14 protein-coding genes are annotated in these 14,671 nt (G+C 46.5%); 12 read left to right on the top strand and 2 right to left on the bottom strand.

Going from position 1 to position 14,671, the window contains the following annotated elements:
* Positions 1-694 precede the first annotated feature (694 nt).
* The 11 genes from FHQ30_RS03460 to FHQ30_RS03410 all read left to right on the top strand — a co-directional run bounded on the left by FHQ30_RS03460 (position 695) and on the right by FHQ30_RS03410 (position 11,946).
* Positions 695-2,242: an ABC transporter substrate-binding protein gene (locus FHQ30_RS03460; RefSeq protein ID WP_139612204.1), complete on the top strand. Its 1,548-nt coding sequence runs from the start codon at positions 695-697 to the stop codon at positions 2,240-2,242.
* A gap of 71 nt (positions 2,243-2,313) precedes the next feature.
* Positions 2,314-3,267, top strand: coding sequence for an ABC transporter permease (locus tag FHQ30_RS03455; RefSeq protein ID WP_139612202.1), 954 nt, complete (start codon positions 2,314-2,316; stop codon positions 3,265-3,267).
* Positions 3,267-5,258: a dipeptide/oligopeptide/nickel ABC transporter permease/ATP-binding protein gene (locus FHQ30_RS03450; RefSeq protein ID WP_139612203.1), complete on the top strand. Its 1,992-nt coding sequence runs from the start codon at positions 3,267-3,269 to the stop codon at positions 5,256-5,258. The genes FHQ30_RS03455 and FHQ30_RS03450 overlap by 1 nt, the downstream gene beginning before the upstream one ends.
* The gene (locus tag FHQ30_RS03445) at positions 5,255-6,067 is read left to right on the top strand and encodes an ATP-binding cassette domain-containing protein (protein WP_132966866.1); all 813 of its coding nucleotides are present in this window, start codon (positions 5,255-5,257) and stop codon (positions 6,065-6,067) included. Before FHQ30_RS03450 ends, FHQ30_RS03445 begins: the two co-directional genes overlap by 4 nt.
* 194 nt (positions 6,068-6,261) lie before the next feature.
* Entirely contained in the window at positions 6,262-8,637 is a 2,376-nt protein-coding gene (gene mbhE, locus FHQ30_RS03440) for a hydrogen gas-evolving membrane-bound hydrogenase subunit E (protein WP_139612201.1), read from the top strand.
* On the top strand, positions 8,624-9,052 hold the full coding sequence (locus FHQ30_RS03435) for an MnhB domain-containing protein (protein WP_139612200.1): 429 nt from the start codon (positions 8,624-8,626) through the stop codon (positions 9,050-9,052). The genes mbhE and FHQ30_RS03435 overlap by 14 nt, the downstream gene beginning before the upstream one ends.
* A 5-nt stretch (positions 9,053-9,057) precedes the next feature.
* Positions 9,058-9,486 (top strand): NADH-quinone oxidoreductase subunit K, encoded by a 429-nt coding sequence (locus FHQ30_RS03430; RefSeq protein WP_139612199.1) that lies wholly within the window; start codon positions 9,058-9,060, stop codon positions 9,484-9,486.
* The gene (locus tag FHQ30_RS03425) at positions 9,486-10,955 is read left to right on the top strand and encodes a complex I subunit 5 family protein (RefSeq protein WP_139612198.1); all 1,470 of its coding nucleotides are present in this window, start codon (positions 9,486-9,488) and stop codon (positions 10,953-10,955) included. Before FHQ30_RS03430 ends, FHQ30_RS03425 begins: the two co-directional genes overlap by 1 nt.
* A complete protein-coding gene (locus FHQ30_RS03420; RefSeq protein ID WP_176552684.1) occupies positions 10,952-11,329 on the top strand; it encodes a Na+/H+ antiporter subunit E in 378 nt (125 codons plus the stop codon). Before FHQ30_RS03425 ends, FHQ30_RS03420 begins: the two co-directional genes overlap by 4 nt.
* Entirely contained in the window at positions 11,316-11,600 is a 285-nt protein-coding gene (locus FHQ30_RS03415; protein WP_139612196.1) for an MrpF/PhaF family protein, read from the top strand. The genes FHQ30_RS03420 and FHQ30_RS03415 overlap by 14 nt, the downstream gene beginning before the upstream one ends.
* A gap of 1 nt (position 11,601) precedes the next feature.
* Positions 11,602-11,946, top strand: coding sequence for a cation:proton antiporter (locus tag FHQ30_RS03410; protein ID WP_157330458.1), 345 nt, complete (start codon positions 11,602-11,604; stop codon positions 11,944-11,946).
* Between the two features lie 105 nt (positions 11,947-12,051).
* On the opposite strand, the gene FHQ30_RS03405 is transcribed toward FHQ30_RS03410, so the two are convergent.
* Positions 12,052-12,390, bottom strand: coding sequence for a carboxymuconolactone decarboxylase family protein (locus FHQ30_RS03405; protein ID WP_139612078.1), 339 nt, complete (start codon positions 12,388-12,390; stop codon positions 12,052-12,054).
* Between the two features lie 129 nt (positions 12,391-12,519).
* Between FHQ30_RS03405 and FHQ30_RS03400 the strand changes: the two genes are divergently transcribed.
* Positions 12,520-13,443: a cupin domain-containing protein gene (locus tag FHQ30_RS03400; RefSeq protein ID WP_139608592.1), complete on the top strand. Its 924-nt coding sequence runs from the start codon at positions 12,520-12,522 to the stop codon at positions 13,441-13,443.
* 304 nt (positions 13,444-13,747) lie between these two features.
* On the opposite strand, the gene FHQ30_RS03395 is transcribed toward FHQ30_RS03400, so the two are convergent.
* The gene (locus FHQ30_RS03395; protein WP_139612079.1) at positions 13,748-14,671 is read right to left on the bottom strand and encodes a DmsC/YnfH family molybdoenzyme membrane anchor subunit; all 924 of its coding nucleotides are present in this window, start codon (positions 14,669-14,671) and stop codon (positions 13,748-13,750) included.

Here is a 14,671-nt window from a genome sequence, read left to right as displayed (position 1 = left end):
AGATTATACAAAATGCTTAGGCTATGAATGAGTTAGCAATACCGACAGATAATCTTGCCGATTTGAAATCCCACTTCATAGCCTATGCTTGCTAGTTTTAATATATTGGCTATTAACCAAATGATTTTGTTATTTATTTAAAAACAGACACAAATTTGTGAAGCGGATCAAATAAAATAAATAAAATTACAAAAATTCACTCCAAATTTATACGAAACTTTTTACTCATATAAAACAATATGTTAGATTAAAAATATTCTCTTTCCATTCTTTACATTTATTTAACAAAAAAACATACTTTTGTCTTACGCATCCAGATTTCAGCCGTCTGAAAGGCGGTTTTGTTCGGCTATCTCCAGCCAGTTGTGACTTAGTTCTCACTTTCTAAAAAACATCTTACTTTTATTGGGATTCTTATTGACCCTAGTCGAGGGGAGAATTATGATAGCTACACTTCATGATATTTTTGTCATGGATAAAAACACTTCATGAATTTTATATTTTGTGGAGTTTATGAATTCACATTTCTCGTCTTGTATTCCATAAATGGTGAGGCAGTTGCAGGTCAGAGATGAGCTTAACGTTTATTACAACTTATCAATAAACCGATAGAAATATTAAACAGACACTAAGCAAAAACAAAACAGGAGCGTTGCATATGACTACATCACATAACGAATCACGCCGTCATTTTATGAAACTTATGGGCGGTGTTGGTGCCGGACTGGCATTCTCAGGAACGTTAGGAACTTTCACCAATCCAGCTTTTGCTAAAGCTGCGGTCTCAGGCAGCATCGAAGCCGGGATTGCTTATCCACTATCAACCGGTTTCGACCCGTTAACTTCCAGTGGTGCATCTTCTTATGCGGCTAACCTGCATATTTTTGAAGGCTTAGTGGATCTACACCCAGCCACTCGCAAGCCTTATTTGGCATTAGCAGGGGCTGAGCCGGCACAAGTTGACGACACTACTTGGCACATCACCTTACGTGACGGTGCAACGTTCCACGATGGCAAACCGGTTACTACCGAAGACGTGGTTTACTCCTTTGAGCGTGTCTTGAACCCTGACAACAAATCATTGTTTGCTCAATTTATTCCTTACATCGACAAAGTGATCGCACTTGATGCCAAAACAGTTGAATTTAAACTGAAATATCCGTTTGCGTTGTTTAAAGATCGTTTGACTATCGTTAAAATCGTGCCAAAACATGTAATCGAAGCCGTTGGTGCCGCTAAATTCGACGCTGAGCCAGTTGGTTCCGGTCCGTTCAAATTTGTTTCTGCAGTGAAAGATGATCGTATCGTATTTGCGGCTCACGACAGCTATAATGGTATCTATCCGGCACAAGTCAAAGACATGACGTGGTTCTTACTGTCTGATGACTCTGCCCGTGTTACCGCACAAGAGTCTGGCCGTACCCAAGCGATGGAAAGTGTGCCATATCTAGATGTCACTCGCTTACAAAAACGTCAAACGGTTGAATCTGTGCAATCTTTCGGTTTACTGTTCCTGATGTTCAACTGCGAAAAAGCACCGTTTGATAATCCAAAAGTGCGTCAAGCGTTACACTACGGTTTAGACACCCAAGCCCTAATCAATACCGCACTGATGGGTAACGCAGAGCCTGCGACCTCATTCTTGCAAACCACTCACGCCGATTATGTGAAAGCTTCAACCCAGTATGACTATGACGTGAAAAAAGCAGAAGCATTATTGAAAGAAGCCGGTGTAGCCAACTTGTCATTCAAACTATTGGCAACCGACCACTCTTGGGTGAAAGACTGTGCGCCGTTAATTTTGGAATCTTGGAATAAAATTCCGGGCGTGAAAGTCACCTTAGAGCATCTGCAATCCGGTGCATTATATGGTCAAGCTATCCCATCCGGTGATTTTGGTGTGGTGATTGCCCCTGGAGACCCATCGGTATTCGGTAACGACGTTGACTTGTTAATGAGCTGGTGGTATCGCGGTGATGTTTGGGCGAAAAACCGCTATCGTTGGAGCAACACCCCGGAATATGCCAAAGTGCAAGTGCTGTTGGACGACGCTGTTAAAGCGAAAAGCAATGCTGAAGCGAAGAAAATTTGGGGCGAAGCCATCAATATCATCGCTGATCAAGTTCCGCTTTATCCATTGTTCCACCGCAAACTGCCTACCGCATGGGATGCGAAAAAACTCAGCGACTTCCAACCATTACCAACAACCGGTTTGTCTTTCATCGGCACCGGTCGCAAATAACAAAAGCCATTCCGCAGGTATCGCAAGATACCTGCGTTTCTTAACTCATTGCTTTATTTGGAGATAACCATATGGAAATTGTGTTGCGTTTGCTGTTGCGGCGCTTGCTTGCCCTACCGGTGATGATGTTCGGGGTGACGGCATTAGTGTTCGTTATTCTGCAACTCAGTCCCGGTGACCCGGCAATTATTGCACTAGGAGACAGCGCCAGCGAAGCTGCCAAAGCCTTATACCGGGAAACACACGGTTTAAATGACCCTATTTTGGTTCAATACGGACGTTATATCGTCAACTTATTTCATTTTGATTTCGGTGTCACCATGCCACCGGAACAACCAATCAGTGCGCTGATTGCCAAAGCCTTTCCATTAACCCTGCAATTGACTTTTATCGGTGTTTTTTTTGCTGCAATTGTTTCTTTTAGTTTAGGCGTATTAGCTGCACTTTATCGCGATCGCTGGGTTGATCAAGTTATTCGTTTACTCTCTGTTGCCGCTGTTGCCACTCCGTCATTTTGGTTAGGGATCTTATTGATTCAATGGTTGTCACTAGACCATGACATTTTCCCGTCTGGCGGATTTGTTCCTTTCAGTGAAAGCCCGAAAGACTACATTCTTTCGATGACATTGCCCTCTTTGGCACTTGCCGTACCAGTTTGTGCCTCGTTAATCCGAGTAGTGCGCACCACCATGGTGGAAGAGATGGATAAAGACTATGTCCGTACTGCCATTGGTAACGGCGTGCCTTACTCCACAGTGATTCGCTATAATGTATTGCGTAATGCCCTGATCACGCCAGTGACGGTGTTAGGGCTACGTGTCGGTTACTTGTTGGGTGGTGCCGTGGTTATCGAACAAATTTTCGATTTACCGGGAATGGGGAAATTGATTTTCAACGGTATTGTGAATCATGATCTGCATTTAGTACAAGGGGTTGTATTAACGATTGCATTCACCTTTATTTTGGTCAATATCATCGTTGATATATTGTATTTATTGATTAATCCAAGAATCCGGAGTTTATGATGCTACGTCAAGGTTTAAGTAAACGTTTAGCTAGCGGTGGCGCCCGCTTTCAAGCACTGCCGTTTAGCGCAAAACTCTCGCTCTCCTTTATTTTTCTGATTGCACTGGTGGCTATTTTTGCACCATGGGTAGCAACCCATGATCCGCTCGCTAGCGGCATTCCAGCACAAGCCCCAAGCTTAAATAACTGGTTCGGCACCGATCGCTTAGGTCGCGACGTGTTTTCACGCATGGTGTACGGTTCGCAAACCTCACTGATTATCGGTTTGGGTTCAGTCGGTTTAGCCATTCTTTTCGGTGCAATTTTAGGCTCCACTGCCGCCACCGCCAGCCGTTGGGGCAATGAAACCATCATGCGCTTGATGGATATCATGATGTCCTTCCCGGCAATCGCGTTAGCGGCGGTCTTATTGGTAACATTCGGCAACTCCTTGCCGATGATTATTCTGGCAATTGCAGTGGTTTATACCCCACAACTTGCCCGTGTCGTGCGTGCCAACGTGGTTTCCCAATGGGAAGAAGACTACATTCGTGCCGAGCGGGTGTTGGGTGCCAGCCGTCCTTATATTTTAATTAAGCACGTGGTTCGTAACACTGCGGCACCGGTGTTGGTGTTTGCAACCGTAATGGTGGCTGATGCCATCGTGTTCGAAGCATCACTCTCCTTCTTAGGAGCCGGGGTGCAAGCGCCTGCGCCATCTTGGGGGAATGTTATCGCCTATGGTCGTAATTTAGTCTTAAACGGCGGTTGGTGGGCAACGACTTTTGCCGGTTTAACCATTTTGTTAACTGTGTTGGCATTAAACATTCTGGCAGAAGGTTTAACCGATGCGTTGGTCAATCCAAAACTGCGCAAAACCACCCGCACCGACAGCGGCGAAGAAAAACCAGCCACCATTTTGAGCACCGATGTGCAAGAAGCGATGGCAGAGGGCTTAGCACTGAAACGCTACCTATTTAACTTACACAACAAAGAGATCACCCGAACTGATCGTATGCAGTTAGATCCAACTGCCAAACCGATTTTACAGGTGAAAAATCTCTCTATCCGCTTCCCGAGTCGTTATGGTGAAACCCCGTTAGTGGATAACATCAGCTTCACCGTCAATGAAGGGGAAACCATGGGGCTGGTCGGTGAATCCGGCTGTGGCAAATCAATCACCGCTTTCTCGATTATGGGCTTGTTGCCACCATCGGCTAAAATCAGCGGCAACATCACATTCTGTGATCGCAGTGGCAAAGAGCATGACCTGCTGACCTCGACGCAACTGAATCAATTGCGCGGCACTGAAATTGCGATGATCTATCAAGATGCGTTAAGCGCCTTGAATCCATCGATGCGAATCAAGGCACAAATGGCACAGATCATCAATCGTGGCAGCAAACACACCGCTGAAACCCTGTTGTCATGGGTAAAACTCGATCCGTCCAAAACGTTAAACCGCTATCCACATGAACTTTCAGGCGGGCAACGGCAACGGGTGTTGATTGCGATGGCGTTGGCAAGAGAGCCGAAACTGGTGATTGCCGACGAACCGACGACCGCACTTGATGTGACGGTACAAGCGGAAGTGATCAAACTGTTGAACGAATTGCGCGAAAAACTGGGCTTTGCGATGGTATTCGTCAGTCATGACCTTGCTTTAGTAGCACAAATGGCACACCACATCACGGTGATGTACGCCGGTCAAGTGGTTGAAAGCGCACCGACTTCGCCATTATTGGCAAATCCAATGCACGAATATACCCGTGGCTTGCTCGGATCGGTGCTTTCCACTGAAGAACGTGCCGAACGGTTATACCAAATTCCGGGCAGCGTGCCGTCGCCTTATGATTTTGCCAAAGGTGACCGCTTTGCAGGTCGCTCCTTGCGCCCAGATGCCAATCCGCAACAAAAACTGCCGTTGGTTCCGGCAGGCGATGTACCTAACCATTTATGGGCTTCGCACTTAGCAGAAAAACATCATACCACACAAGGGGAGAATGTATGAGCAGCAGTATCAAAGTCATCAAACCACAACATATCATCAACTTAAAAGATATCGTGGTGCAGTTCCCTTCGCGTGACGGTTCGCTATTCAGCCGCAACAAAGTCACCGCAGTCGGTGGTGTAGACTTCCACGTCAGTGCCGGTGAAACAGTTGGCATCGTCGGCGAATCCGGCTGTGGCAAATCAACACTTGCCAATGTGATGATTGGGCTGCAACCACCAACCTCCGGCGAAGTGAAATTCAACGGTCTGAAAATGCAATACGGCAGTGCCGCAGCACGCAAACAGTTTGGGCGACAAGTATCGGTGATTTTCCAAGACCCGGCAACCGCACTTAATCCACGCATGAAGGTATTCGACATTCTACGTGATCCATTGGATATTCATAACGTGCTACAGCCGCACGAGCGGGAGAAACGGGTGTATGAACTGCTTTCTCGCGTCGGCTTGCCACGTTCTGCCGCCGCTGTGGAACCAACTCGTTTGTCCGGTGGGCAAAAACAACGGGTTGCCATCGCCAGAGCATTAGCGCTGAATCCGTCCCTGATTGTGGCGGATGAGCCGACATCGGCACTGGATGTTTCAGTTCGAGCGCAGGTGTTGAATTTGCTGGCGGATTTGAAAAAAGAGTTGAATTTGGCAATGGTGTTTATCTCGCACGATATTCAAACGGTACGTCAAGTATCCGATCGAATTGTGGTGATGTTTGCTGGAAAAATCGTTGAAAGCGGTTCTTCCAACCAAATCTTTGAAAACCCACAACAGGATTACACCCGTCGCCTACTCGGCGCAGCTCCATCGTTATTATAATCCCCTGACGGCAGGTATAGACCGCACAAAAATAAAGCTCTCTTCTCAACAAGAGAGCTTTTTGCTTTTTGCTATCGTAAAAAGAAAAAATACCTGTCTATCCTGTGCAAATTCCTGCAAAGGTTGACTATCGCTGTCAAAACAGATAGCTTTATAAGCCGATTTTTATTTCAATACAAGGTGATTATTCAGACATGGCGCATATTGATCCGACATTATCCGGCAAAACTCCGACAAAAATTGAAAAAATACTTTGGAGCTTACTGCCGCTGGGCGGATTGATCGCCGTGATTTTTCTTTGGATAAGCAATTATCAACCTGCCTATCAATACCAATTGCCTTGGTTCAGTCTGCTCAACATCAATTTTTTGATCTATATTGACGGGCTTTCGCTACTGATGCTGTCGTTGATCACCGGCATCGGCTGTGCAGTATATCTGTATGCTGCCGGTTATTTCGCCGATCATCCACAACTACGGCGGCTGTATGTATTGCTGACTGTGTTTATGCTGGCGATGATCGGCTGTGTGATTTCCGATCACCTGCTGCTGTTTTTCCTGTTTTGGGAGCTAACCAGTATCACCTCATTTTTATTAGTGCTGTTTAATTACCAAGCAGAAGAAAACCGCACTTCTGCCAAGCAAGCATTGCTGGTCACCGGTAGCGGTGGTTTATGTATGTTAGCCGGATTTTTGTGGCTGTGGCAGTTAACCGGCACAGCACAAATTTCAGAAATCATCAAAATATTGCCGGATTACCTCTCACAACCGCACTTTAAGTGGATTTTGCTGCTGATTTTAATTGGGGCGTTTACCAAAAGCGCTCAGTTTCCGTTCCAGTTTTGGCTGCCGAATGCAATGGCGGCGCCAACCCCGGTTTCGGCGTATTTACACTCGGCAACCATGGTGAAATTAGGTATTTTCTTATTGGCACGACTGGATTATGCGCTTTCCGATTGGGCATTGTGGCAACAGATCTTGCAAACCGTCGGATCGATTACTGCCGCCTGGGGTATGATGTTGGCGCTGCGGGAACGGGATTTAAAGAAAATCTTGGCATGGTCCACCGTGGCGTCGCTCGGTACGATGGTGGTGCTGATCGGGTTAGACAGCAGCTCTGCCTCGATTGCGGTGGTGACATTTGTGTTAGCACATGCACTGTACAAAGCGCCTCTGTTTTTTGTCGCCGGTAATATTGATCATGCCACCGGCACGCGGATTATTGATCATTTGGGCGGCTTAAAACGCTATATGCCGTGGACGGCAACAGTCGCTATCCTCGCCGCACTTTCCATGGCAGGTATGCCAACTTCATTCGGTTTTATCGCCAAAGAAGCCCTAACCGTAGCCAAAGAAGCCGACGATACTCTGCCGTTCAGCGCTTATGGCAACATCATTTTCAGTATTATCGCGGTCGCAGTTGCCGCTGTTGCTGCCATTCGGGTATTTTGGCTGCACCCCGGCAACAACATCACGCCGCATGTGCAGGAAGTGCGGATCAAAATGTTACTGGCGCCGGCACTGGTGGCAATTGTTGGTTTATTTATCGGTTTAACCCCACAATTGGCCATTCCGTTTATTAAAATTGCGGCACAAACTATCACCGCAAAACCCATCGGCGATCTCGATCTGTATTTTAACTGGGAAGCCCTGCAAACCACCGGTTTAACTATTTTGGCAACCGTACTGTTCGGACTGATCGTCTTCTATTTTTGGGATCGGCTGCACTACGCTTTCGATCGCTTTTTGAAGCTGTTTCCACAGTGGGGCGGCGCGGCGACGTATACCCGTATCGTCGATCAAATTCCGGCTTTGACCGCCAAAGTCACCGGCAGATTTCAACATGGATTGCTTTCCGGTTATATCCGCTGGATGTTGGGTTTTACTTTAATTAGCCTGACGCTCAGCTTAATTTGGGCTATTTCACAAGGGGTTAACCTTAGCGTTAATATCACTACACTGTTGGATCCACGACCGAGTCTTGGTTTGATCAGTGCCGCCGCCCTAATCTGTATTGGCGCAATTTTCGTGATGTTGTCTGCCAAGCCCTTTATTTTATTGCTCAATTCGGGCTTGGTCGGTTTTGGTTCTGCCCTGCTGTTTGTGTTTGTTTCTGCCCCTGATGTGGCATTGACCCAGTTTGTGGTAGAAACTATTTTAGTGATTATTTTATCATCAATTTTGATTATTTTAATCCAAAGCAAATCAGCCGATTTCAACCGTCCGCAAGATCGGCGTAAACACCCTAAACAACTGCTGTTCACACTGCTGCTTTCTGTGCTGGTTGCCAGTATTATTCTGATCACGCTGTTAGTGATGTTAGGATTGGATTTCGACCACAGCGTTTCCGATTTTTATATTGAAAACAGTGTGCCCGAAGCCTACGGACGCAATATCATCAACGTAATTTTAGTTGATTTCCGCGCGCTGGATACGTTTGGCGAAGTTGCTGTGATGCTGTTTTCACTGCTTGCCGCCCGCCCGCTGTTGCGTGAACTGAAACGCCAAACCGGACTGCTGAAACGCAATAAAGCAGAGAAAAACCAAGAGGTGCAACATGAAGCCCAATAAGATTCTGCTGTTAAGCAAAACCGCACTTCCGCTATATTGGATTGTATTGCTGACCTCTTTAGTGATTCTGTTGCGTGGTCATAATGAACCCGGTGGCGGTTTTATTGCCGGTTTATTGGCTGCTTCCTCCTCCATTTTATGGGCGATCGCCTTTTCTGCCAAACAGGCAATGAAAAAATTACCGTTCGCTTCGCCACTCAATCTGGCAGCCTGTGGGCTGCTACTTGCCGCTGCTGCCGGATTACCTGCGCTGCTCAGCGGACAGGCTTTTTTATATCACTTTTGGGCAACAATACCGCTATTCTTTTTTGATTATAAAATTTCAACGGTGTTGCTGTTTGACTTAGGCGTATATCTTTGTATCTGGGGCGTGGTCAGCGGATATGCCATTATGTTGTTGGAAACCACGGAGTAGAGATCATGACGTTAGTTATTTTAATTACCCTTTGGATCACCCTGATTGCCGCAATCTATCTGCTGCTGTCCCGTCACGCACTACGAATCGTGATCGGCTTGATGCTGCTTGGCAATGCCGTCAATTTCATTATATTGCTTTCCGGTCGGGTGTATTCAACGGTGCCTGCGGTGGTGCCGCTCGGACAAGATATTATTGAGAACCCGGCTAATCCACTGCCGCAAGCACTAATTTTAACTGCAATTGTGATCGGTTTTGCCCTCACCTGTTTTTCCGTTGTCTTAATGATCAAGCTGATTAAAAAACTGGGCACCGACGATATCAATGAATGGCGTGAAGCCGAGCCGCTGAATAACAGCGGGCATAAACCGGCAATTCATCCTGATCATGACGACGACGGCGGGTTTAAAAAATACCGTAAGGATCTGTGTTAATGAATTTTTTAGTCATTTCTCCCATTTTGTTGCCACTGTTGGCAGCGGCTATCACGGTTATTCTGCGTTACCGCCAAAGCGCACAATATTGGGTCGGACTGCTGGCGGCGTTGTTGATCTTGCTCAATCACGTCATGCTGTACAGTCCGCTGCAACAGCAAACACTGTCTTCACAATTCGGTGAATGGCAACTGCCATACGGAATCGGATTTCAGATTGATGTGTTGAGCTATATCATGCTCACCATTTCTGCCTTGATTACGTTCTGTTGCCTGCTGTTTATGCTGTCCGGTTTAAGTACTCGTCCGCTCAACTCACTGACACTGCCGTTAATTTTTGGCTTGATCGCCGGGGTCAACGGCAGCTTTATCACGCAGGATTTCTTCAATCTGTATGTCTGGTTCGAAGTCATCTTGATCTGCGCCATCGGCTTATTGGCCATTGGGCGCAAAATTTCTCAACTGGATGCCGCTTTCAAATATATGGTGTTAAACCTGTTCGGCACACTGTTATTGCTGACCTCAATCGCATTGCTGTACGGCAGCACCGGCAACCTTAACTTTCAGGCAGTGCAAGCAGCACTGAGCACCATCAACCCAGCAACGAAATTGATGATGATCACGCTGTTCATTGTCGCCGTGTTGATCAAAGTTGCTGCATTTCCGGTGTTCACTTGGATGCCGGCGTCGTATCACACGCTGCCGATTCCGGTGATGGCGCTATTCTCAGCGCTATTGACCAAAGTAGCCGTTTATACCTTACTACGCTCGCTTTCCCAAGTCTTCACCCCGACCATCGACATCTTGCAGCTGGTGTTGGCTTGGATCGCGATCTGTACGATGGTGGTCGGTGTACTGGGTGCAGCTTATCATTGGGATATGCGTCGGATTTTGGTATTTCACAGTATTTCGCAAATCGGCTACATCTTGCTCGGCATTTCATTGGCAAGCCCTGATGGTAATACTGCCGCTATTTATTACACCTTTCACCACAGTATTGTCAAAGCCTGCCTGATTTTGATTGCTGGAGTGATCTACGTCTATGCCGGCAGTTATGATCTGCGCAAAATCGGCGGACTGTATAATATCAAGCCTTGGCTGGCAATCCTTTTCGCCATTCCTGCACTGTCGTTGGTCGGCATTCCGCCATTTTCCGGTTTCTGGGCAAAGGTACTACTGCTGCGTGAAACCATTGAACAAGGTCGAACCCTGTGGACTGCGATTGCACTCATCGTCAGCGTGCTTACGCTCTATTCGATGATGAAAATCTGGTTTGAAGCGTTCTGTAAACCACATCCGCTGGTTTGCGACAGCAGCAGTGTCTGGCAACCCACAGTGCGACAAAATGTCAAACCGGCGGTGATCGCCATCAGTATTTTATGTATCACCATCCTATTCATCAGCTTATTGCCAAATCTGCTGTACGATTTTAGTCATCGTGCGGCGCTGCAATTGGGAGGTTTGTTGTGATCGTCAAAAAAATCTGCGCCGTGTTACAGCTCAGCCTGCAATTTTTATATTTGATGCTAAAATCCGGTTTTGCGACCCTGTTGCTGATCATCAAACTGCAATTCGGGTTGAAAAAATCATTGCAAGACAGCTACACCAGCTTAACGATCCCTAATGTCAACGAAAATGGTTTAGTCGTGCTCGCTTGTCTGATCAGTCTGACGCCGGGAACCTCACTACTGGCGATCGACAGTGAGGATAATCGGCTGTTGCTACATATTTTGGACACTGAAAAAAGTGATGAAGCTATCCGTGAAATCAGACAAAAATTTGAACCTTATATTATGACACTATTTGCCAAACAAGCTGTGCGAGGAAAAAATGCTGGAGTTTAGCCTGATTTTTGTTGTGGTCTGCGCACTCATTGCCATTTTATTGGTGATTGCTCAGATTCAAAAAGGTGCTGATGATGCCGATCGCATCGTTGCTTTGGATATTTTATTAGCTGCGGCATTGATTCTGTGCATCATCGCCTCGTTAATGATCAAACGTACCGTATTATTAGACGTTGCCATCGGACTTTCTTTAATCGGCTTTATCGGCACCGTCGGTTGGTCTGCCGTGATTCGGCGTAAAAATGACGCACAACAGCAAGAGAACAAATAACATGAATACTATTCTTGAGATACTGGGAATTATTTTATTACTGCTCGGCGGATTAAGTCTGGTCGTATCCGCACTTGGGATTCGTATTTTGCCTAATACTTTAAGCAAACAACACGCTGCAACCAAAGCCGGTACTTTGGCGATCACCTTGATTTCGTTGGCGGCAATTTTGCTGGCACAAGAGTGGGCATGGACACTTCGTTTAGTGATTATGAGTTTTTTCCTGATCCTCACGCTGCCACTGGCGTCACACATGCTGGCCCGTGCTGCGGTTAAAGATACTCGTCTGCTCAGCGAAAAAGACCATCCGTCGGTTACGCCCTATCAAGAAAACCCCCACAAATAACCCCCCCCCCCCGTTTATGCCATATAAACAGGGTGTTTTATTCAAAGTGCGGTTAAAGTGCGGTTAAAGTGTGGCTAAATGTAGCTAAAGTGCGGTACAGCCAGACTATTTCTGCTGGTTAAATGCTTCCAACGCACGCAACGAATAAGTATAAGCGGCGCCGGCATTTAAAGCGATCGCTGTCGCCAACGCTGCGGCGACTTCCTCTTCGCTTGCTCCGGCTTTAATCGCTTCAGCAGCATGCACCCCGATACAACTTTCACAGCGCGTGGTCACCGCCACAGCCAGTGCAATCAATTCCCGAGTTTTAGCATCTAATACATCACCTTCCGCTGCCGCCGCATTCAATGCGCCGTAAGCTTGCAACATTTTGGGATATTTCTGTCCTAATTGTCCGAAAGATTTTTTGACATGGCTCACATCATTTTTCCAATCTGCAAACATTTTTTTCTCCTGATTTAAATAATAGGTAAATACGCTGGTTAACGGCGCTCATTATTGATATTATAAGACAATATAAATTGTTATATAGTATCATTTTTTATCTTATTCATCTTAAGCGGAAATATGACCATGGACTATCTCGATCGACTGATACAACTTGCCCAAGTAGAGGGCAAAATTAACGTGCTTTGCCGCTTTCAAGGTAGTTGGCAGCTCAAACACCAACAAGAACCGGAAGCACTTGGCATTTTTCACATTATTTCAAAAGGGGAATGCCGCCTGACATTAAATGATCAACAGAGTTATCACTTAAAACCCGGCGATGTATTTTTTCTGCCACACGGTCTCGCCCACCGTATCGACAGCAAGCATCAAAGTGCGGTTGCAACAGAGGAAAACACACCACTGACCGCACTTCAACAGCTACAACACGGTCCGTTTACCTTACGCACCAACAACCAAGCGTCCCATGATTTTGAAATGTTCTGTGGCTATTTTCACTATTCCGGACATTCGACATTACCGGCGATCCTGCCGGAGTACTGGTATTTGTCCGGCAACAACAGTTCGGTTGCCGCACTACTCGAATTGCTGCAAAAAGAAGCTTTGTTGGAAATCGGTACGGTTTCGGTTGTCAATGCACTGTGTAATGTACTGTTTACCTACCTCACACGCGATTATATCCAACGCAGCCAAGACGTGACCAACGGCGTATTGGGCGCACTGCAAGACAAACGCCTATACCACTCGGTGAATGCCATGCTGCAAAATCCGGAAAACAGCTGGAACATGGAGAATCTGGCAGAACTGAGCACCATGTCTCGCGCTAATTTCATCCGTCTTTTCAAAAGCAAAACTGGTACCTTACCGGGAAAATTTTTAACGGGATTAAGAATGCAGAAAGCCGAATTGCTGCTGTGCAACACCAACAAATCTATTTTGGCGGTGGCACTGGAAGTTGGCTACCAATCTGAAGCCCACTTCAGCAAAGCCTTCAAACTGAAATACGGCATCTCCCCAAGTAAATACCGGGTACAGCGCATAGAAAAATAGCTGGAAATTTAGGGGCTGTTGATCTTTTGTGTTTATAAATCAAGCAAAAAGAGTGTGATTTTATCCGACAGCGACCTACAGTCGCAATCGGTTAAGCATTGATGAGAGGCTTTGCCTCTCTGAAGAGCCGCAAAGCGGCTGATCTATGCGTAACCTAGTACAGCTTTGCCTTGCTAGGCTAAAAGGATTAGTTTTAATACTTAAAAGATCAACAGACCCTAGTTTAACTCGAAAAAACCGCACTTTGATTTTCAACTCAAAGTGCGGTCTGTTATTAAGTAAAGAGTAAAGAGTAAAGAGTAAATCAATATCCTAAAGCTGCCATGCCCACGGTCATATGCAAGCCGTAGAAAATAATTCTCGCCAGTAATTCCGCAGCGATAATCAGGAGCACGCCGATAAGCGGAAGTGCGGTATTGGCTTTTTTCACACCGACAGTCAGTAACAATAAGCCGATTGCGATTAATACAAAGCGGGTGAGCATCACAGGCACGAATGACGGCACCAGATCCAATGCTTGGTGAATCGCACTGCTGATGCCGGCTAAATAATTGTATTGCTGATAAGTCACGATAACGGCTGCAATAAACGCCAGCCATGCGATCGTTAACAACAAACCGTTCAGGCGTTCAGCCGCTTTGACACTGTTTAGCAGTGCCAATGCCAAGGTTGAGCCCGCCAAAAGTGCGGTCAGCAGGAATGAAAGCGGCGTAAATACTGAGTTCCAAGTCGGCACTGTCGGGATCATATACAGCTTAGACATCGCATAGATAAACGCTGCCCCAACTATACTGACCACAATCAGCGCTAACGGGCGCCAAATCGACGGCAACTTGGCAGAAATATTCGCCAACAAACGTACCACGAAACCTGCTATAGGCAGTTTTTGCCATGCTTGCGGTAATAAGCGTGCGGTCGCCAACGCCCAATAGCCTGCGCCTAGTGCAAAGAATGCCGAACCGGTGGCAATTTCGTTGCTTAAGCCGGAAGCGCCAATACGGTTTAGGGCATTAAAGGCGCGTTGAGGCGAGCCTAGGTGCAGGGTTGAAAAAATAAAGCCAATCGCCATCAAGCCCCACAATACCGTCATCACATAATGCGTGCGTGTTGCGGCACGCTCGCTTTTTTCTGTTAACAATAACAGCGTGAACACCCAAAATGCGCCGACCGCACTTTGCGCCAACACGGTGAAAAACACCAGAGGCCATTCATGTAATCCCATTCCCAT

Origin of the sequence: Testudinibacter sp. 'clade 2' (assembly GCF_006227735.1) — a bacterium.
Lineage (GTDB): Bacteria > Pseudomonadota > Gammaproteobacteria > Enterobacterales > Pasteurellaceae > Chelonobacter.
Note: the sequence above shows the minus strand (reverse complement) of the source record. Positions and strands in the feature narration are given on the sequence as shown.